The 18,691-nt window shown below is 67.2% G+C and carries 15 protein-coding genes, 2 tRNA genes and 1 pseudogene; 8 read left to right on the top strand and 10 right to left on the bottom strand.

Annotated elements, in window-relative coordinates; all coding sequences use genetic code 11:
* Nucleotides 1–12: 12 nt before the first annotated feature.
* Nucleotides 13–402 carry an MmcQ/YjbR family DNA-binding protein gene (locus E3O46_RS16715; protein WP_134562119.1) on the top strand — a complete coding sequence of 130 codons (390 nt, stop codon included), beginning with the start codon at nucleotides 13–15 and terminating at the stop codon, nucleotides 400–402.
* A gap of 82 nt (nucleotides 403–484) precedes the next feature.
* Nucleotides 485–1,807 (top strand): replication-associated recombination protein A, encoded by a 1,323-nt coding sequence (locus E3O46_RS16710; RefSeq protein ID WP_134562118.1) that lies wholly within the window; start codon nucleotides 485–487, stop codon nucleotides 1,805–1,807.
* Between the two features lie 677 nt (nucleotides 1,808–2,484).
* Here E3O46_RS16710 and E3O46_RS16705 read toward each other — a convergent pair.
* Nucleotides 2,485–3,057, bottom strand: coding sequence for a TetR/AcrR family transcriptional regulator (locus E3O46_RS16705; protein ID WP_166787370.1), 573 nt, complete (start codon nucleotides 3,055–3,057; stop codon nucleotides 2,485–2,487).
* 228 nt (nucleotides 3,058–3,285) lie between these two features.
* On the opposite strand from E3O46_RS16705, the gene E3O46_RS16700 reads away from it, so the two are divergent.
* The 3 genes and pseudogenes from E3O46_RS16700 to E3O46_RS16690 form a co-directional block, all read left to right on the top strand.
* A complete protein-coding gene (locus E3O46_RS16700; RefSeq protein WP_198413732.1) occupies nucleotides 3,286–4,086 on the top strand; it encodes an alpha/beta hydrolase in 801 nt (266 codons plus the stop codon).
* A gap of 10 nt (nucleotides 4,087–4,096) precedes the next feature.
* Nucleotides 4,097–5,197, top strand: coding sequence for an SDR family oxidoreductase (locus tag E3O46_RS16695; protein WP_241975246.1), 1,101 nt, complete (start codon nucleotides 4,097–4,099; stop codon nucleotides 5,195–5,197).
* Between the two features lie 415 nt (nucleotides 5,198–5,612).
* Nucleotides 5,613–5,777 (top strand): annotated as a pseudogene (locus E3O46_RS16690) (tyrosine-type recombinase/integrase); the annotation flags it as partial.
* 103 nt (nucleotides 5,778–5,880) lie between these two features.
* Here the strand turns inward: E3O46_RS16690 and E3O46_RS16685 are convergent.
* From E3O46_RS16685 to serS, 5 genes are all read right to left on the bottom strand, one after another.
* A tRNA-Ser gene (locus tag E3O46_RS16685) sits at nucleotides 5,881–5,971 on the bottom strand.
* 94 nt (nucleotides 5,972–6,065) lie between these two features.
* A complete protein-coding gene (locus E3O46_RS16680; RefSeq protein WP_241975523.1) occupies nucleotides 6,066–7,349 on the bottom strand; it encodes an LCP family protein in 1,284 nt (427 codons plus the stop codon).
* Nucleotides 7,350–7,390: 41 nt separating this feature from the next.
* Nucleotides 7,391–7,475, bottom strand: a tRNA-Ser gene (locus E3O46_RS16675).
* A gap of 141 nt (nucleotides 7,476–7,616) precedes the next feature.
* Nucleotides 7,617–8,426 carry an HAD family hydrolase gene (locus E3O46_RS16670; protein WP_134562116.1) on the bottom strand — a complete coding sequence of 270 codons (810 nt, stop codon included), beginning with the start codon at nucleotides 8,424–8,426 and terminating at the stop codon, nucleotides 7,617–7,619.
* Nucleotides 8,423–9,688 (bottom strand): serine--tRNA ligase, encoded by a 1,266-nt coding sequence (gene serS, locus E3O46_RS16665; RefSeq protein ID WP_134449152.1) that lies wholly within the window; start codon nucleotides 9,686–9,688, stop codon nucleotides 8,423–8,425. Before serS ends, E3O46_RS16670 begins: the two co-directional genes overlap by 4 nt.
* 48 nt (nucleotides 9,689–9,736) lie before the next feature.
* Here serS and E3O46_RS16660 point away from each other — a divergent pair, with 48 nt between their 5' ends.
* On the top strand, nucleotides 9,737–10,738 hold the full coding sequence (locus E3O46_RS16660; protein ID WP_134449153.1) for a diacylglycerol/lipid kinase family protein: 1,002 nt from the start codon (nucleotides 9,737–9,739) through the stop codon (nucleotides 10,736–10,738).
* 153 nt (nucleotides 10,739–10,891) lie between these two features.
* Here the strand turns inward: E3O46_RS16660 and pheA are convergent, their stop codons facing one another.
* The gene (gene pheA, locus E3O46_RS16655) at nucleotides 10,892–11,827 is read right to left on the bottom strand and encodes a prephenate dehydratase (protein WP_134449154.1); all 936 of its coding nucleotides are present in this window, start codon (nucleotides 11,825–11,827) and stop codon (nucleotides 10,892–10,894) included.
* A 35-nt stretch (nucleotides 11,828–11,862) separates the two neighbouring features.
* Here pheA and pgm point away from each other — a divergent pair, with 35 nt between their 5' ends.
* Entirely contained in the window at nucleotides 11,863–13,479 is a 1,617-nt protein-coding gene (pgm, locus tag E3O46_RS16650; protein ID WP_134562115.1) for a phosphoglucomutase (alpha-D-glucose-1,6-bisphosphate-dependent), read from the top strand.
* 85 nt (nucleotides 13,480–13,564) lie between these two features.
* On the opposite strand, the gene E3O46_RS16645 is transcribed toward pgm, so the two are convergent.
* The 3 genes from E3O46_RS16645 to E3O46_RS16635 all read right to left on the bottom strand — a co-directional run bounded on the left by E3O46_RS16645 (nucleotide 13,565) and on the right by E3O46_RS16635 (nucleotide 16,741).
* Nucleotides 13,565–14,329 carry an amidase domain-containing protein gene (locus E3O46_RS16645; RefSeq protein ID WP_134449156.1) on the bottom strand — a complete coding sequence of 255 codons (765 nt, stop codon included), beginning with the start codon at nucleotides 14,327–14,329 and terminating at the stop codon, nucleotides 13,565–13,567.
* Between the two features lie 97 nt (nucleotides 14,330–14,426).
* The gene (locus E3O46_RS16640; protein WP_134562114.1) at nucleotides 14,427–15,797 is read right to left on the bottom strand and encodes an amidase domain-containing protein; all 1,371 of its coding nucleotides are present in this window, start codon (nucleotides 15,795–15,797) and stop codon (nucleotides 14,427–14,429) included.
* A 98-nt stretch (nucleotides 15,798–15,895) separates the two neighbouring features.
* Nucleotides 15,896–16,741 (bottom strand): M15 family metallopeptidase, encoded by an 846-nt coding sequence (locus E3O46_RS16635; protein ID WP_134562113.1) that lies wholly within the window; start codon nucleotides 16,739–16,741, stop codon nucleotides 15,896–15,898.
* Between the two features lie 155 nt (nucleotides 16,742–16,896).
* Between E3O46_RS16635 and E3O46_RS16630 the strand changes: the two genes are divergently transcribed.
* A complete protein-coding gene (locus E3O46_RS16630) occupies nucleotides 16,897–18,681 on the top strand; it encodes an MDR family MFS transporter (RefSeq protein WP_241987450.1) in 1,785 nt (594 codons plus the stop codon).
* The last annotated feature ends 10 nt before the right edge of the window (nucleotides 18,682–18,691 follow it).

Here is an 18,691-nt window from a genome sequence, read left to right as displayed (position 1 = left end):
CAGGAGGACGACATGCAGGGCGACACACTCCAGCAGCACGCCCGAGAGCGTGTCGGGGAGCTTCCCGGCGCGGAGCTCGAGTACCCCTTCGGACCCGACTGGGAGGTATTCAAAGTCCGTGGAAAGGTCTTCATGCTGATCACCGAAATTACTGGTGAATCGATCGTGATCGTCAAGGCGGACCCGGAAGACAGCCGAGCTCTCCGCCAGCAGCACAAGGACATCACGCCGGGCTACCACATGAACAAGCAGCACTGGATCACCTTGAATCCAGGCGGAGACCTGCACGAGTCTCTCATCGACGATCTCGTCACCGAGTCCTACCTCCTCGTGGTCGAGAATCTGCCACGCGCAAAACGCCCGGTCGATCCCGAACTGTTCGGCCACCGGAGCGGACTGTGACGCTCTCGCGCGGGCAGCTGCAGCAGCACACCCCTAGCGTCGGCACGATCACGAGCGGTCACTATTTTGACAAGCGGCAGTCGTGAGCGAGGCACCGTCTCTCTTCGACATCGACGACGAGTCACGGCCGCTGGCTGATCGGCTCCGGCCGCGCACCCTGAACGACGTCATCGGGCAGGGCCATGTTCTTGGGGCGGACGCACCGATCGGGCGAATGGTCAACGCACAGAGACTCATGTCGATGGTGCTCTGGGGGCCACCCGGGTGCGGCAAGACCACGATCGCGCGGCTTCTCGCCGAGCAGACCAACCTCGCGTTCGAACCCCTTTCTGCCACCTTCGCCGGCGTCGCCGACCTTCGAAAAGTGTTTCAAGCAGCGCGGCGCCGGCGCGAGGTCGGTCAAGGCACGCTGCTGTTCGTCGACGAGATCCACCGTTTCAACCGCGCCCAGCAGGACTCGTTCCTTCCCTACGTCGAAGACGGTACCGTCATCCTCGTTGGCGCGACCACGGAGAACCCCAGCTTCGAACTCAACGGAGCACTGCTCTCCCGCACCCAGGTCTTCGTTCTGAAGCGCCTCGACGACGTTGCACTCAGCACCCTCATCACCCGAGCCGAAACGCTCATCGGTCAGCCGCTACCGCTGACCGATGAGGCGCGTCAGGCTTTGATCGCGATGGCGGACGGTGACGGCCGGTACCTGCTGAACATGATCGAGCAGGTACACGCCCTGCCCGCACCCGTCGACCCGGCAGCCCTCGCGGCCGCCGTGCAGAGACGGGCACCGCTATACGACAAAGCGCAGGAAGGCCACTACAACCTCATCTCCGCTCTCCACAAGTCGATGCGCGGCTCCGACCCAGACGCAGCCCTGTACTGGTTGGCACGGATGCTCGACGGCGGTGAAGACCCCCTGTTCATCGCCCGCCGCATCACCCGATTCGCCACCGAGGACATCGGCATGGCTGACCCGAACGCCGTTCAACAGGCCCTCGCCGCCTGGGACGTCTATGACCGCCTCGGTTCACCAGAGGGAGAACTCGCACTCGCGCAGGCCGTCATCTACCTGGCAACCGCGCCGAAGTCGATCGGCGTGTATCGCGGATTCAACAAGGCCCGCGCCGCCGCGAAGCGGACCGGATCGCTGATGCCGCCCGCGCACATCCTCAATGCCCCAACCCGCCTCATGAAAGATCTCGGGTACGGCGAGGGCTATCAGTACGACCCGGACACCGAGAACGGGTTCTCAGGCGCGAACTTCTTCCCAGAGGGCATACCCCGACAGACCTTCTACGAACCCTCCGCCGAGGGATATGAGCGAGCCATTTCCGCACGGCTTCGCCACTGGGCCCAGCTCCGGGACGGTGCCGCCAGTGGCCGTACTCCCGAATCCGACCCCGACTAATCCGGGCGATGAAGAAGACCCCCGGACTTCCGCGTGATTACGCGGATCTCGGGGGCCTTACAGTGCGGAGACGGTGGGATTTGAACTCTGGCCGAGCAATCATCTGGACTCTTCGACGCTCACGAACCGCATAATTACGCGGAAGTTCGATAACTCGGACGTCGCTCGATCACTGGGTTTTTGTACTAGTGTTGCCATTTTGTTGCCACGGCCCTTCTTGGAGCCAAGACGCGGTCGTCGCTCCCGACCTCCTGATCCGTAGTCGAAACCGGCTGCTCGAAGCACAGCCGAGGGTCCGCGAATCCCGTAGATTCACGGAGTTAGGGTGCTGTTGACTCACTCGCGACAAACGCATTTTGCTTGAGCTGCAGGCAGGATGTGAGCACGGGCCTTCTCTCGATTGCCTAGTACACCTATCTCGTTTGCATTTGAGATCTCGTTCCAACTCGACTTTGATTCGTCGTTCACTCTCCAACACAAACTGCGTTTAGGTTGGAATTGTCGATGACGTTCCAAATCCGCTTGTCGATGACACGTCGGCCTGGCCGGACAACATCATCAGTACAAGCTTCGACGCGCTCGGGGACCGCCCTGGTGACTAGCTCCGACAGCCCGGTCCCGCACCTCGAAGCCCACGATGTCCATGCCAGCCGTGGCGTGGCGCGGCGCGAGAATAATCACGGAGCCGTGAGTGCCCGAATGACGGCGGACGCTCCCGCCGGCTGAGCACCCGCGATGAGGGTTCTGAACAGCACCGTCCCGATGAGCGCATCCGCGAGTGCCGCGGGGTCCGCGGCCTCACGAAGCTGGCCGAGCGACTGGCCGCGCGCGAGCCGATCAACCAGGCCCTGGTGATAGGGACCGGTCGTCATGGCGTACAGCAGTTGGGCGTGACCCTGATCGTCGGAGGCCGCCGAGATCAGCGCACGCGTGAGCGCGGCGACGGCAGGGTCCCGGAGGGACGCCGTGATCCGTTCGAGCCACTCAGTCAAGTCGACGTCGAGCGATCCCGTGTCCGGCACCGGTTGCTGGGGCAGCGTGAGTTGCCCCTCCAATACGAGGTCCGCGACGATGAGGGCCTTGGAGGCCCACCACCGGTAGATCGTCTGGCGCCCGCACCCTGACCGCGTTGCGATCGCTTGAAAGCTGAGCTGCTGATAGCCGCGCTCGGCGATCAGGTCCCGGGCTGCTTCCAGGATGGAGCGTCGAACGGATTCACTGCGGGGTCTCCCTCGCGCAGCATTCGTCATGTGTCTAGTATAAGTTCGTACTCGCATTACGAGGCAGATGTATCGTAATATCGGCGCTAGCGCATCCGCCGCGCAACCAAGGAGATTCCCATCAAGGCTTCCCAGCTCAACCCTGAACTGCGCGCAATCTATCGTTTCGTCCCGAACCTGCCGACCGGGCGACTGTGGCGGATCAGGGCCATCCGTCGACTCCTCCGTGCTGCGACCCAACCGAAGCGCCCCAAAGGAATGACCTTCGAGAAGATCGACTTCGGACCAGGTGCTGGCGTGCGCGTCTTCACTCCCGCTTCGGGGGGATCCGGCGCCGCATTGCTCTTCCTACACGGCGGTGGCATGGTGATCGGCGCGGCGTCGCAGGAAGACGCGCGCCTCATCCAGATCGCCGACGAGCTCGACATCGTCACCGTGTCCGTCGAGTACCGCCTCGCACCCGAGAATCCCTATCCTGCCCCACTCGACGACTGCCTCCAGGCGTGGCGCTGGCTGCAGGACAATGCGAAAGCACGCGGCATCGACCCGGAGCGCATCGCGGTAGGCGGACAAAGCGCGGGTGGGGGCCTCGCTGCGGGCCTCGCGCTGCGCATCCACGACGAACTTCAGGTGCAGCCCATCGCACAACTCCTGTTCTGCCCGATGCTTGACGATCGGACGGCAGCAGACCGCACGCGAGACGCCGAGAACAATTTCCTTTGGAACAACCGATCTAATCTGACCGGCTGGACTGCGTACCTCGGTGACGCGCCCGGCGGTCCCGAGGTTCCTGCCTACGCGGCGCCGTCGCGACGTCGTGACCTCTCCGGCCTGCCTGCCGCGTGGATCGGGACGGGCGACATCGAACTGTTCTTCACAGAGGACCGCAGCTATGCGGAAGGACTCTCGGCGGCGGGCGTCGACTGCACTCTCGTCGTCGTCCCCGGTGCACCCCACGCTTTCGAATCGGTCGCCATCAGCGCTCCTATAGCAAAAAAATATTCTGCAGACGCGCTCGCGTGGCTGAAGCAACAGCTCACGATCACCGGAAATAACTAAGGAGAATCCCATGGCGAAGACAGACAAGCCCCTCACCGCGAAGTCCTCGATCGGCGAGTGGTTGAAGCATCCGGTGGGTGCTCCTCTGATCCGGGACCTGCTCGCGGGCGGCGGACAGACCGAATCGGCGCTGAGGCCGGTTCGCATGCTCGCACTCCAGAAACTCGTCAGCCTCAGCCAGGGACAGATGCCCCAGTCCGTGATCGATGACCTCGTCCTGCGCGCCAATGGCGGCGAAGCGCCCTCCGAAGACGCTGAAGAGGAGGCGGGCGACCTCGCAGCCCCGGTCAACCTCCCGTCGAAGTTAAGGGGCGAAGTCGTCGTCGTCATCGGGGTCGGTGGCATGGGTGAGCTCATCGCCCGCCGCCAGGGCACCGGCAAGCGCCTCCTCATCGCCGACTTCAGCCAGGATGCCCTCGACCGGGTGCGCACCGCCCTGCGCGGCGACGGGTACGACGTGACAGACCGCAAGGTCGACGTGTCCTCCCGCGAATCGATGGCCGCGCTCGCGGCGGAGGCGGCGGCCCTGGGCCCCGTGTTCCAGGTCATCCACACCGCCGGACTGTCGCCCGTCCAGGCATCCGCCGCCGCAATCACCGCCGTCGACCTGGTCGGTGTGGCAAACATGCTGGAGGAGTTCGCGGCCGTCGTCGAGGCAGGCGGTGCCGGTCTCGTCATTTCCAGCATGGCCGGATACGGCATCGACCTGACACAGCAGGACGAAGAGGCGCTCGCTAACGATGACCCGGCCAGTCTCGCGCAGCTGCCGTTCATCAGCGCCCTCACCGACCCCGGTGCGGCGTACGGTTACGCCAAGCGCGGCAACATCTTGCGCGTCGAGGCCGCGAGCGTCGCCTGGGGCCGCCGCGGAGCCCGCGTGAACTCGATCAGCCCCGGGGTTATCGCCACCCCACTCGGCCAGCAGGAACTCAACGGCGAACACGGCGACGTCATGCGTGCCATGATCGAGTCCTCCGGCGCCGGCCGACTCGGAACCCCGAACGACATCGCCGACGCCGCAGCCTTCCTCCTCGGCCCGACGGCTTCCTTCATCACCGGCACCGACCTCCTCGTCGACGGCGGAGTAGTCGGAGCGCGCAGCGCAAGCTAAAGGACGATCCACGGGTCGTGCGGCAGCACATGTGAGCCAACTGCCGCACGACCACCTTGGTCTTCAACGACTCCTCATCGCATCAAATATCGGAACAGGTGTTCAGGAGCTGCATCGCAGAGGGCCGACGGCGCCCTCGTCTATCGTTCCGGTCAAGATTCGACTCTGACAACTGCACGAGCCACGTTGGCACTTCAAGAGCATGGCCAGCCGAGAGCGAGATATCGGGCCGAGACCGTCGCGACCGAGACCTCATGCCTTGTGGTCTGCCGGAACAGGTTCGGCGGCTGCCGCCCGATCGCATCGTGCGTCGCCCAGATCGCGCCCAGGGCCCACCGGATCGCATCGACTTCCGCCAACGCACAATGCCCAGCCAGTCGACCATCGCCAGATCACGCTCTGTCACCTGCCCCTCCATGACCTCCGGCACACGGCCGCGAGTCTCGCCGTGAGCGTCGGCGCGAACGTGAAATCGGTGCAGCGGATGCTCGGCCACGCCTCCGCCGCGATGACCCTGGACATCTACGCGGACCTCTTCGATGCCGACCTGGACGCCGTTGCCACCCTCCTGAATCAGGCTGCCACGTTCTCAAGTGTTGCCAAAGTGTTGCCACGGGAGGATTTTGGCCAAGAAAAACCCCCACATCCCTTGAAAACACTGGGATGTAGGGGGAAGACACGTGCGGAGACGGTGGGATTTGAACCCACGGTACCCCGTGAAGGGTACTCCACCTTAGCAGGGTGGTGCACTAAGCCGTACTATGCGACGTCTCCTTGGCGCCTGCGCAGAATTCACCGAGCAAACACACGAGTGTAATCATAACCGTACCGGCGGCATCCGTTTGCACGGGTGCCCGAAGGCCCGCGCCTACTGGTTGTTGAGGGTGCGGCCGACGGAGCAGGTCAGCTCCCCGGCGGTCTGGCCGGTCGCCGACTCCGACAGGGTCGTGGCGTCCGTCGGGGTAGGGATCGGGGTGGCGCCGGCGGATGCCGTGGGATCGGGCGTCGCGGAAGCATCCGTCGTCGCGGCGGGCGTCGGAGTCGCGGTCGCGCTCGGGTCGAGCGTCGCGCCGCGCCCCGTTGTACCGCCGAGCTTGAGGGCCTTGTCGGCCGCGACCGCGGTGAAGAGTTCCTTGAAGTCGGGCTGGAGCGGGAGCACTCCGCCGGTCGTGCCGCCGGTGGGCACCTGCACGAAGACGACCTGGTTCAGGTCGATGTCCTTGAGCGCGACCGCGATCGACGCGATCACGGAGACGTTGTTGAGGCTATCGGAGAGCTTCATGTTGGCGGTCACGGCCTTCGCGAGCGAATACACCTTGAGCGGGTCCGACAGCGTGCTCGCGCTCTTGATGGTGCGCACCAGGGCCGACATGAAGACCTGCTGGTTGTTGATCCGGGTGAGGTCGCTGCCGTCGCCCACACCGTGGCGGGTACGGAGGAACTGCAGGGCCGCAACACCCTCGAGGGTGTGCATGCCGGGCTTGAGGAAGGTGCCGGTGTACTCGTCCTGGATCTCCTCGGCGACACAGACCGGTACGCCGCCGACGGCGGTGGACATGGCCATCACGCCGCTGAACTGGACCTCGGCCGCGAAGGGGATGGTCAGACCGGTGAGCTTCTCCACGGTGAGCACCGTGCAGGCGAGCCCGCCGTACGTGAGCGTGGTGTTGATCTTCTGGCGGCTCATCGAATTGAACGTGCCGCCGCTCGGGTCGGGGCAGGCCGGGATCGGCACGAACATGTCGCGCGGGAAGCTGATCACGGAGGCGTTGGTGTGGTCCTGCGAGATGTGCAGGAGCATGGTGACGTCGTTGAGGTCGCCGGTGGAGTCCTCCGGGCCGAACGACGGGTCCTGGCCCTTGCGGCTGTCACTGCCGACGATGAGGAGGTTGACGCCGCCTGTGATGGCGCCGATCTGCGGGACGGGGCCGTTCGTCTCGTTGGCGAGGTGCACACCGGGCTGCGCGCTCGATGCGACGTCGAGGGTGGCGATCGCGGCGACGGAGACGCCGCTGACGAGCACGACGGCCATGGCCGCTGCGAGGAACTTGACGACGGTGACGACCGGGTTCGAGTGCTTCAACCGGCCGTGCCGCGCGATGGTGCTGAGCTTGTGGGATCGTGCGGAACGGAGTCTCGGTTGGTCGCTCACTCAGATCCCTTCTGTGGTGCCGGCCGGGTAACGGGTTCGTGCGGAGGGCGTGGGATTCGAACCCACGAGACATTTCTGTCCACCAGTTTTCAAGACTGGCTCCATCGGCCGCTCGGACAGCCCTCCCGTTCGCGGCCCGGTCCGGCGAAGAACGCCCGGTCGACAACACACGAATACCGACCGATTCTAGCCGATCGCGCCTTCCTCACCCTGCCAGCAGGCTGGGACGCCCGCAGCGAGGCGGTTCGGAGGGGTGCCGGAGCGGCGTCAGAGCGACGCGAGAACCGTGGCGAGGCCGTCGTCGAGCACGGCTCCCGTGATCTCCCCGGCCGCCGCGAGCACCTCATGGGGGGACTGGCCCATGGCAACGCCGCGGCCCTCGAGCCCGGCCCACTCGAGCATCTCGATGTCGTTGCGTCCGTCACCGACGGCCATCACCCGGGCACGGGGGATGTCCAGCTCGGCTCGGACCCGCTCCATTGCGGTGGCCTTGTTGACGCCGTCGGGCGCGATGTCGAGCCACGCGGTCCAGCCGATCGAGTAGCTCACCCGGTTGAGGCCCATCTGCTCGACGACCTGCAGGAAGTCTTCCATCTCGTGGTCAGGCGAGATGACGACGACGCGGGTGGCCTCGTGGCGGAGCAGCTCGTCGAACTCGACGTGTTCACTGTCGAGGCCGATGGTGGCATCCGGGAAGGGTTCGGTGTACCGGTAGAAGCCGTGCTCGTCTTCGACGGCGTAGCGTGCGTCGCCGAGGTGCGAGCGGATCGAGAGCAGCACCTCGCTCGGGTCGAAGGTCTCGACCCATTCGCGGCGATACCCGGTCGGCGCGGTCAGGTCCCGGCGCAGGGTGATCGCGCCATTAGAGCAGACCACGTAGCGGGGCGTTATGTCGAGGCGCTCGAGCACCGGCAGGGTGGCCGCCGTCGAACGACCGGTTGCGAGCATGATCTCGTGCCCGGAGCGGGTGAGCCGCTGTACTTCCTCGAGCACGGAGGGGCTGATCGAACCGTCTTCGTGCACGGTGGTTCCGTCGATGTCGAGGGCGACGAGCCAGGGCGAGACGGTCGCGGTCATCGGATCGGCTCGAGGACTTCGAGGCCGCCGAGCCAGGGCCGCAGCGCCTCGGGGACGAGCACCGAGCCATCCGCTCGCTGGTGCGTCTCGAGAATCGCGACGATCCAACGCGTGGTCGCGAGGGTGCCGTTGAGGGTGGCGACCGGCGCGGTCTTGCCCGATTCGGTGCGATAGCGGATGTCCAGACGTCGGGCCTGGTACGTGGTGCAGTTGCTCGTGCTGGTCAGCTCGCGGTAGGCGTTCTGGGTGGGCACCCACGCCTCGATGTCGAATTTGCGGGCCGCGCTCGACCCGAGGTCGCCCGCTGCGACGTCGATCACGCGGTAGCTGAGACCGAGGGACTGCAGCATGCCCTCCTGCAGGGCGACGAGGCGGTCGTGCTCTGCCTCGGCGTTCTCGGGGAGGACGTAGGTGAACATCTCGAGCTTGTTGAACTGGTGCACCCGGATGATGCCGCGGGTGTCCTTGCCGCCGGAGCCGGCCTCGCGGCGGTAACAGGTGGACCAGCCGGCGTAGCGCAGCGGGCCATCATTCAGGTCGAGGATCTCGTCGGAGTGGTACCCGGCGAGCGCGACCTCGCTCGTGCCGGTGAGGTAGAGGTCGTCGGCGGGAAGGTAGTAGATCTCGTCGGCGTGCTCGCCGAGGAAGCCGGTGCCGTCCATGATCTCCGGGCGGACGAGCGTGGGCGTGATCAGGGGGATGAACCCGGCCTGGAGCGCGCGGTCGAGGGCCATGTTCATCAGGGCGATCTCGAGCCGGGCTCCGATGCCGCGCATGAAGTAGAAGCGCGCTCCGGACACCTTCGCGCCGCGGGCCATGTCGATCGCGCCGAGCATTTCGCCCAGCTCGAGGTGATCGCGGGCCTCGAAGTCGAAGGTGGGGATCTCGCCGTGGGTGCGGAGCGTGGTGAAGTTCTCCTCGCCTCCGGCCGGGACGCCGTCGATGATGGGATTGGCGAGGGTGCGGACGATCCCGGTGAAGTCCGCCTCGGCATCCGTCGCGGTCGCCGCAGCGGCCTTGACCCGGGCGGCGAGGGCCTGGGCCTCTGCGACGAGGGCCTTCTTCTCGGCGGGGGGCGCGCTCGCGACCTGCTTGCCGAACTGGTTCTGGGCGGCGCGCAGGTCTTCGTAGGCCTTGATCGAGGTGCGCCTGGCCGTGTCCGCGGCGAGCGCGGCGTCGACAGCTTCGACCGAAGCGCCCCGCGCCTTCTGCGAACGCTTGATCAGATCGGGATTCTCTCGCAGCAGTACAGGATCAATCACCGTGCCAGTCTACAAGCGCCCGCCGGAGCGCCTTGCTAGCCTTACCCCGTGAATACTCCCGGTGAGACTCCGAGCGGCCGTCGAGCGGCCGTCGTGTACAACCCGATCAAGGTTGACGTGGTCAAGCTCCGCGCGAGCGTCGCAGCGGCCGAGTCCGCCGCCGGGTGGTCGGGCACGGTGTGGCTGTCGACGACCGAGACGGATGCCGGTCAGCGGGCGACCCGGACGGCGATCGAACAAGGGGCATCCGTGGTGCTCGCGGCGGGAGGGGACGGCACCGTGCGCGCGGTCGCCGAGGCCCTGCGCGACACGGGCGTTGCCCTCGCGATCGTGCCGGCCGGCACGGGGAACCTGTTGGCCCGAAACCTGGCGCTGCCGCTCGCGAGCCTCGATGCGGCGGTGGAGATCGCGTTCGGCGGCGTGGACCGGGCGATCGACCTCGGCGTCGCAGTGCTCACCGACACCGAGGGTGAGAAAGCCGAACACGTCTTCCTGGTGATGGCCGGCCTCGGGCTCGATGCCCAGATGATCGCCAACACGAGCGCCGATCTCAAGAAACAGGTCGGCTGGCTCGCGTATGTCGATGCCGGCATGCGGGTGATCCCGAAGTCGAAGCCATTCCGCATCCGTTATAGCCTCGAGGGTCGCACCGACCGGCCGGCGCACGTGAGCACGATCCTGGTCGCGAACTGCGGGGTCCTGCCGGGCAACATCCAGTTCCTGCCCGATGCCCAGGTGGACGACGGGATTCTCGACATCGCCGTGCTGCAGCCCAAGGGCGTCCTCGGCTGGCTGACCATCTGGCGCAGGGTGACGTGGGAGAACGGCGTGCTGCGCCGCTCCGCGGTCGGGCGCAGGATCATCGCCCAGAGCGAGTCGAGCAACGAACGGGTGATGACGACGCTTCGGGGTTCACGGATCAGGATCGTGCTCGAGCACCCGCAGGAGTTCGAGATCGACGGCGACGAGTTCGGCCCGGTGCGCGCCGTCTCCCTGCGTGCCGACCCCGGCGCGCTCACGGTGCGGATGCCCGCGCCCGCTTCCGCGTAACGCCCCCCGGCCCCGCCCCACTCCGCCTGCTTTCCTGCTCGCGAGAGTACACTTTTGGCCCTTAAACCCGCGGTTTGAGGGCCAAAAGTGTACTCTCGCGGACCGAAGGAGACCGGGGAGCGGCGCGGCGGGGCGCGGGGCGGGGGTGGCGGGTCAGGCGCCGCGGAGGAGGGCGTCGAGCCAGGCGCGCGCGCCGATGTAGACGTCGTCGTCGTAGCGCTTGGTGTACTCGTTCTGCTGCAGGTCGGCCCGGGGGTACGAGCCGAGGAAGATCACCTTCGGGCTGAACCGGCGCAGGCCGAGCAGGGCGTCGGCGACGCGTTCGTCGTGGATGTGCCCGTCGGCGTCGATCACGAACCGGTAGCGACCGAGCGCGTCGCCGATCGGACGCGACTGGATCAGCGAAAGGTTGACCCCGCGGGTCGCGAACTGCTCGAGCAATTCGAGGAGCGCCCCCGCGCGGTCCTCCGGCAGCTCGACGATGAGGCTCGTCTTGTCCGCACCGGTGCGTTCCGGGATCACGGTCGTGCGGCTGACCAGCACGAACCGGGTGACGGCGTTCGGGTTGTCACCGATGTCGGTGGCGAGAACCGTGAGGTCGAGATGGTTCTCGATCCCCGGAGGGGCGACCGCGGCATCCGCCTGTTCGGTCTCGAGCAGTGAGGCCGGCGCCGCCACATTGCTCGAGGCGGGGATGTGGCCGTGGTGCGGAACGTTCGTCTCGAGCCAGTTCCGGCACTGGGCGTATGCGACCGGATGCGCGGCGACGATCTTCACGTCGGCAAGCGTCGTGCCCGGCCTGGCCACGAGCACGAAGTTCACCGGCACGAGATACTCGCCGATGATCCGGAGGTCCGGCACCTTCGCGAGCGCGTCCTGGGTGGCGGACACGCCGCCGTCGACGGAATTCTCGATCGCGATCATCGCGGCGACGCTGCGACCGGAGACGACGTCGGCGAGCGCCTCGCCCACGTTGTTGACGGAGCGCCAGGCCTGGCCGCGCGCCTCGGGCACCTGGGCGAGTGCCGCCTCGGTGAAGGTGCCCGCCGGCCCCAGGAAGCTGTAGCTGGCTTTGCGCGTCTCGGACATGGCTCACAGCCTACTTGCAGTGCCAGACTGGGGACATGAATGAACGTGCGGGCACTCCGGCCCTGGAATCAGACCTGATCGATGTCGACGCGCTGATCAAGGCGTACTACGACCTGAAACCCGATGTGACCGTGCCCGCCCAACGGGTGGCATTCGGCACCTCCGGGCACCGTGGCAGTTCGCTGAACACGGCCTTCAACGAGAACCACATCATCGCGACGACGCAGGCCATCGTCGAGTACCGCACCAATCAGGGCATCACGGGCCCCCTTTTCATCGGGACGGACCCGCACGCGCTGAGCGCCCCGGCGTACACGACGGCGCTCGAAGTGCTCGTCGGCAACGGCGTGCGCGTGCTCGTCGACGAGTTCGACGACTACGTGCCCACCCCGTCGCTCTCGCACGCGATCCTCGCCTACAACCGGGCAGGGAACACCGATGAGGCCGACGGCATCGTCGTCACCCCCAGCCACAACCCCCCGACCGACGGCGGCTTCAAGTACAACCCCCCGCACGGTGGACCGGCCGACAGCGACGCCACCTCCTGGATCGCCGCGCGCGCCAACGAGCTCATCGCCGGCGGACTCGTCGACGTGAAGATGAGCGAACCGAGCGCGGTCGAGACCTACGACTTCCGCGGTGCGTACGTGAACGACCTCGAGAACATCATCGACATGGCCGCCATCAAGGCGAGCGGCATCCGCATCGGCGCAGACCCCCTCGGCGGTGCGAGCGTCGGCTACTGGGGAGCGATCCGCGACCGCTACGAGCTCAATCTCACCGTCACGAACCCCAAGGTCGACCCGACCTGGCGCTTCATGACCCTGGACTGGGACTCCAAGATCCGGATGGACCCGTCGAGCCCCTCCGCGATGGCCTCGGTCATCGCCCACAAGGACGACTTCGACATCCTCACCGGCAACGACGCCGACGCCGACCGGCACGGCATCGTCACGCCGGACGGCGGCCTGATGAACCCGAACCACTTCCTCGCCGTCGCGATCGACTACCTCTACAGCCACCGCGAGGGCTGGCGCGCTGACGCCGCGATCGGCAAGACGCTCGTCTCCTCGACGATGATCGACCGGGTCGCCGGCTTCCTCGGCCGCGACCTCTGGGAGGTGCCGGTCGGGTTCAAGTGGTTCGTGCCCGGGCTCATCGACGGTTCGGTCGCGTTCGGCGGCGAGGAGAGCGCCGGTGCGAGCTTCGTGCGCTTCGACGGCACGGTCTGGACGACGGACAAGGACGGTATCCTGCTGGCCCTGCTCGCCTCCGAGATCCTCGCCGTCACCGGCAAGAGCCCGAGCCAGCGCTACGCCGAACTCGTCGAGCACTTCGGCGACCCGGCGTACGCCCGGGTGGATGCCGCGGCGACGCCCGCGCAGAAGGCCCAGCTCGGCAAGCTCGACGGCGACGCGATCACCGCGACCGAACTCGCCGGCGAGAAGATCCTCGCGAAGCTCAGCCACGCCCCAGGCAACGGGGCCGCGATCGGCGGCCTCAAGGTCGTCACCGAGAACGCCTGGTTCGCCGCCCGGCCGAGCGGCACAGAGGACGTCTACAAGATCTACGCCGAGTCCTTCAAGGGCCCGGAGCACCTCCGCCAGGTGCAGCTCGAGGCGAAGGCGATCGTCGACGCCGCCATCGCGTAGACACTTTCGTAGACGGATGCCGTCGCGCACGTTCGCCGGTCGGCGGGCGCGGGCGGCGGCATCCGTCGTGTGACGCGGCCGGTGGTTAGGGGATGCTCCAGTAGTACGCGGTGGCGCCCGGGTGCTTCACGGTGATCGCGTAGTCGACGGAACGGTAGTCGGTGTCGTCGGTGTGGCCTGCGTAGTAGATGACGATGTCGTCGCCGCTGCCCTCGATGCGGGTCACGACGCCGGTGTGGTCGCGGTCGCCCGAGTTGTCCCAGTCGAACTGCACGACGTCGCCGACCTTGACCTGGTCGCGCTGCTGGTCGGTGAGCGCGGTCGCACGCCCAGAGCTCGCGAGGTAGTTGCGGAACGCGGTCGAGCTGACCCAGGCGTTCGAGTGGGTGAAGGACGAGCCGGTGCCCTTGGACCACCAGCTGCCGTCCATGGCCCAGCCGCGCTGGATCAGGGACTGGCTCGTGAAGTTGACGCAGTCGTTGTCGGTGACGACGCCGTAGTCCGCCGTGTTGTAGTTCGTCCAGTGCGCGATCATGTAGTCGACCTGGGCCTGCACTCCGCCGGTCGAAGCCGCCGCGACGGGGGCGGGCGCGGCGGTCGTCACGGGCGCCGGAGCGGGTGTCGGCGTTGCGGTCGCGACAGGCGCGGTGTCGACGGCGACGGGAGCACCGGCATCCGCCGGCGTCGCCCGAGGGGTCGCGGTGTCTGTGGGGGTCACCGATGTGGCGATCTCCGCTCGCGCCGAGTCTGAATCGTCGTCGCCCCAGGATGCGACGGCGGCGGTGCCGATCACGAGAGCAGCGAACGCGAGCGCGGCTGCGCTGATGCGAAAGCGTCGGGTGAACTGCACGAATTCCTCGTCTCATTTGGGGGGGGATATATCCAGATAATCACACTTCAATGGGAAAACTGCCCGCCAAGCTATGAAGTGTCGCTGAATCGCCGGGCTAGGCGACGCTCCAGTAGCTCACCGTTCCCCCGGTGTTCGCGAGGGATTCCTCGACGGACTTGTCGAGGCTATCTTCGGTGTGACCTGCGTAATAGAGGTGCGTTCCCGAGGCGTCCTTGACGACGCGGGTGACGATTCCGGTGTGGTCTTTGTCGCCGGAGCGGTCCCAGTCGAATTGCACGATGTCGCCCACCTTGACCCGGCTGCTTTCGCCGGCGGTGAGCGGCGTGGCACGCTCGGGGTGGGCGGACAGGTACGCGGCGAACGCGGTCGAGCTCGACCAGGCGGAGCTGTATCCGGCGCCTGCAGCGCTATAGGACCACTCGGCGTCCATCGTCCACCCGCGCGCGATCAGCGACTGGCTCGTGAAGTTGACGCAGTCGTTGCCGCCGATGGCGCCGTAGACGGCGGAGTTGTATGAGTTCCAGTGGGCGCGCACGTAGCCGATCTGGGCCGTGATGCGCGGGTCGGGGACGTACTGGAAGGTGAGCGGGCTCACGCCGGCGGCGACGGCCACAGCGGGTGCGGTGTCGGCCGCGGCGCCGGTGCTCGCGAGGGCGCTCGCTGCGCCGCTCGGGGCCGGGGTCGGGGTCGCGGCGGCGAGGGGGGCCGCGGCATCCACGAGGGGCGTGATCGCCTGCGAGAGCGACGCGACCGAAGACGCCTTCGACGCGGCGGCTGCTGTCGCGGCCGCTGCGGCGGCGTTCGCGGCATCCGCAGGGGTGCTCGCGACGGGAACGATCGCCCCGGTGCTGTCGACGAGCGAGACCGCCACGGAACCGGTGCCGTAGTCGGTCGACGCGGGCGTCGAGATGGTGACCGTCGTGTCGGTCGCCGAGAGCACGGTGCCGGCGTTGCCGCCGAAGCTCACGCCCGACACTCCCGCGAGCCCGGAGCCGGTGACGCTCACGACCGTTCCGCCGGTGACAGGTCCGGCAGAGCCGCCGTCGCCGGCGCTCACCGCGCTGTAGATGACGGGGCTGCCGGCCACGACGGGCACGGCGGCCACGACACTCGCCGGCACCGGGCGCGAGGCCGCGAGTGGGGCGGATGCCGCGGTGGCGACCCCGGGGGACGCCTGGCTCGAGAGCGGGACGAAGAGGCCGAAGCACAGGCTGGCGGCGGCGGCCGAGCCGGCCAGCCAGATCAGCGGGCGGTGGCCGGACGGCGCCTTCTCGAGGCGGTGCCGGGAACGGACGACGCCGAGGGAGTCGGAGGAGCGGGCGGCGGTCGCCAGGGAGCCTGTCGACAGGGAGTCCGAGGACGGCGAATCGGTCGGCCGTGGAGGGCTGATGGGGCGGAGGGGCAGTGGATCTTCCCGGCGATGGCGGGAGCGGGCGGGACCTTCAGGACGTGTATGGGGGCGCACGAAATCGTTTCTGGACGGCGGACGGGGACCCGACATGCGAACACGCGCACATGCCAGAACCCTGTGCGGAACCTCCGAAACCCATGCGTGAGCCGGACCTAGTGATAGGTCGGGGCCGCCGGGAGACCGAAGAATTCCTCGAGAGTGGTCACGCCATCCGTGTGCATTTCGGTCGCGAGGTCGACGCCGATGTAGCGGAAATGCCACGGTTCATACGCGTAGCCGGTCACGGCGACCTTGTCCTCCGGATAACGGAGCAGGAAACCGTATTTCCAGGCGTTGTGCGCGAGCCAGGTGCCCTGGGGAGTCGCCCCGAAGCAGGCGTCGAGGGAGCAACTCGCCGGCAGGGCGCTGATGTCGATCGCGAGGCCGGTCTGGTGTTCGCTCGTGCCCGGCCGGGCGGTGCTCGTGTCCGCGACGGCCTGCCCGTGGGCCGAGACGTCGTCGTTGTACACCGCGACCTGGGTGGGATAACTGCGGTAGGAACTCTGCGACTGCAGCTTCAGCCCGGTCTCGGCCGTGAAGGCGGCGAAAAGGGCCACGACGGCGTCGGATGCCTCCCGGCGGAGCTGCGGTTCCCAGACGTGCGGCACGGGCACGGTCACGAGATCCGGCGGGGTGTAATCGGCCGGCTGCAGGGGGCGGTCCTTGTCGACGACGACCCAGATGCTGGTCGGGTCATCGTGCGAACGCGCCGCCTTGTCGAAGCGCGGGACCAACGCTATCGGCGTCGGTGATGCGGTCGGGGCCGGGCGCGCGGCATCCGTGGGTGTCGGCCGGTCGCCGGGCGTGTGCGTCGCGGGAGACCCGGGGTCTGGCGTCGCGCCGGGCAGCGCCGTTGCGACGGATGCCGGGGCGTGCGTCGCGAAAAAACCGAGCGCGACGGCCCCGCCGGCCACGAGAACGGCAGCGAGGGAGATAGCCGTGATCCGTCGCCAACCCATCCTGTGTGAACCCCCCGTTTGACCTTCTGTACGCACGCTCATGAGCCTAGTCCCGGGACTCGCCCCACGAGCGTGCCGAAACACCCCCCAACGGCCGGGAACGGGGTCCGGGAATCTGTTGATGATTCCCTGCCCGTCGTGTAACTTTGCAGACGATGCAAACTCCTCCCGCTTCCGCCTCCTCGCCCGCCTCCGCTCCCCTGATGTCGCACCGGCAGATCCTGTTCGTCATCTTCGGCCTGATGGCCGGGATGTTCCTGTCGGCTCTCGACCAGACCATCGTCGGGACGTCGATGCGCACCATCGCCGACGACCTCGACGGAATGTCGCTGCAGGCCTGGGTGACGACCGCGTACCTGATCGTCTCGTGCATCAGCACGCCGATCTACGGCAAACTCAGTGACATCTTCGGGCGCCGGCCGCTGTTCCTGATCGCGATCACCGTGTTCCTGATCGGGTCCCTCCTGGCCGGGATGTCGCACTCGATGTATGAGCTCGCGGTATTCAGGGCAATCCAGGGCCTCGGCGCCGGCGGCCTGATGGCCCTTCCGCTCACGATCATGGGCGACATGCTCGCGCCGCGGGAGCGCGCCAAGTACCAGGGCTACTTCCTCGCCGTCTTCGGCATTTCGAGCGTCATCGGCCCGCTCATCGGCGGTGTCCTCTCCGGCGCGACGACGATCCTCGGCATCACCGGCTGGCGGTGGGTGTTCCTGATCAACATCCCGATCGGCATCGTCGCGCTCATCATCGTGATCCGCTTCCTGCACATCCCGCACTTCAAGCGTCCCGTACGGATCGACTGGTGGGGTGCCGTTACAGTCATCGTCGCCGCAGTGCCGCTGCTGCTCGTCGCCGAACAGGGCCGCACCTGGGGCTGGTGGTCGTTCACCTCGGTCGCCTGCTACGTGACCGGCGTGCTCGGCATCGTGCTGTTCATCGTGGCCGAGCGACTGATGGGCGATGACGCGCTCATCCCGCTCAAGCTCTTCCGGTCGGCGACGTTCTCGATGGCGACAGTGCTCGGCGTCTTCGTCGGTTTCGGAATGTTCGGCGCGATGATGACCGTCCCGCTCTACCTGCAGCTCGTGAACGGCGCCACCCCGACCGAGAGCGGCTTCATGATGCTCCCGATGATCCTCGGCCTGATGATCTCCTCGATCGTGAGCGGCCAGATCATCGCCCGCACCGGCAAGTACCGCGTCTTCCCCACGGTCGGCACCGCGTTCATGGCCGGCGGGTTCTTGCTCTTCACCTTCGCGACCGCGGACAAGCCGGTCTGGTTCATGATGACGGGCATGCTCCTCGTGGGTCTCGGTCTCGGCCAGCTCATGCAGACGCTGACCATCGCGAGCCAGAACTCGGTGGGACCGCGGGACATCGGCGTCGCGACATCCGCTTCGACGTTCTTCCGTCAGATCGGTGGCACGCTCGGCACCGCCGTGCTGTTCTCGGTGCTCTTCACCCGCATCCCGGACACCCTCGGCGCGGCATTCGGCAATCCGACGATCGTCGCCGGCGTCAAGGCGGCCGCCTCCGATCCGGCCGTGCTCGCCGACCCAGCCAACGCCGGCATCCTGGCCCTGTTGCAGAAACCGGCCGGGCTCGGGACGGCCCTCGACGGGGACACCTCGTTCCTGAACGCGGCGGACCCTCGGCTCTCGCAGCCTTTCCTCGTCGGCTTCAACGACGCCACGGTCACGGTGTTCTGGGTGAGCCTCGTCGTCGTGCTGATCGCCTTCGTACTGAGCCTCTTCCTCAGGGTCGATCCGCTCCGCAAGACGAGCGCCATGCAGGAAGCGGCCGACGAGCACGCCGCGACACAGGCAACCGAGCGGGCCTCCGAGGCCATGATCGCGCAGCACGCCGCCGACACGATGGGAGCCCTCGTCGAGCCGGGGCTCGACACCGACGAATTCGAACGCCCGGGCCGCGCCTGACACGGGCGCC

Origin of the sequence: Cryobacterium glucosi, from assembly GCF_004402235.1 — a bacterium.
Taxonomy (GTDB): domain Bacteria; phylum Actinomycetota; class Actinomycetes; order Actinomycetales; family Microbacteriaceae; genus Cryobacterium; species Cryobacterium glucosi.
Note: the sequence above shows the minus strand (reverse complement) of the source record. Positions and strands in the feature narration are given on the sequence as shown.

Bases quoted from the DNA above. Each gene is read 5' to 3' on its own strand.
- E3O46_RS16715 (WP_134562119.1), top strand. From the start codon at position 13: ATGCAGGGCGACACACTCCAGCAGCACGCCCGAGAGCGTGTCGGGGAG.
- E3O46_RS16705 (WP_166787370.1), bottom strand. From the start codon at position 3,057: ATGACGAATGCTGCGCGAGGGAGACCCCGCAGTGAATCCGTTCGACGC.
- E3O46_RS16700 (WP_198413732.1), top strand. From the start codon at position 3,286: ATGACCTTCGAGAAGATCGACTTCGGACCAGGTGCTGGCGTGCGCGTC.
- E3O46_RS16635 (WP_134562113.1), bottom strand. From the start codon at position 16,741: ATGGGTTGGCGACGGATCACGGCTATCTCCCTCGCTGCCGTTCTCGTG.
- E3O46_RS16695 (WP_241975246.1), top strand. From the start codon at position 4,097: ATGGCGAAGACAGACAAGCCCCTCACCGCGAAGTCCTCGATCGGCGAG.
- E3O46_RS16630 (WP_241987450.1), top strand. From the start codon at position 16,897: ATGCAAACTCCTCCCGCTTCCGCCTCCTCGCCCGCCTCCGCTCCCCTG.
- E3O46_RS16670 (WP_134562116.1), bottom strand. From the start codon at position 8,426: ATGACCGCGACCGTCTCGCCCTGGCTCGTCGCCCTCGACATCGACGGA.
- pheA (WP_134449154.1), bottom strand. From the start codon at position 11,827: ATGTCCGAGACGCGCAAAGCCAGCTACAGCTTCCTGGGGCCGGCGGGC.
- pgm (WP_134562115.1), top strand. From the start codon at position 11,863: ATGAATGAACGTGCGGGCACTCCGGCCCTGGAATCAGACCTGATCGAT.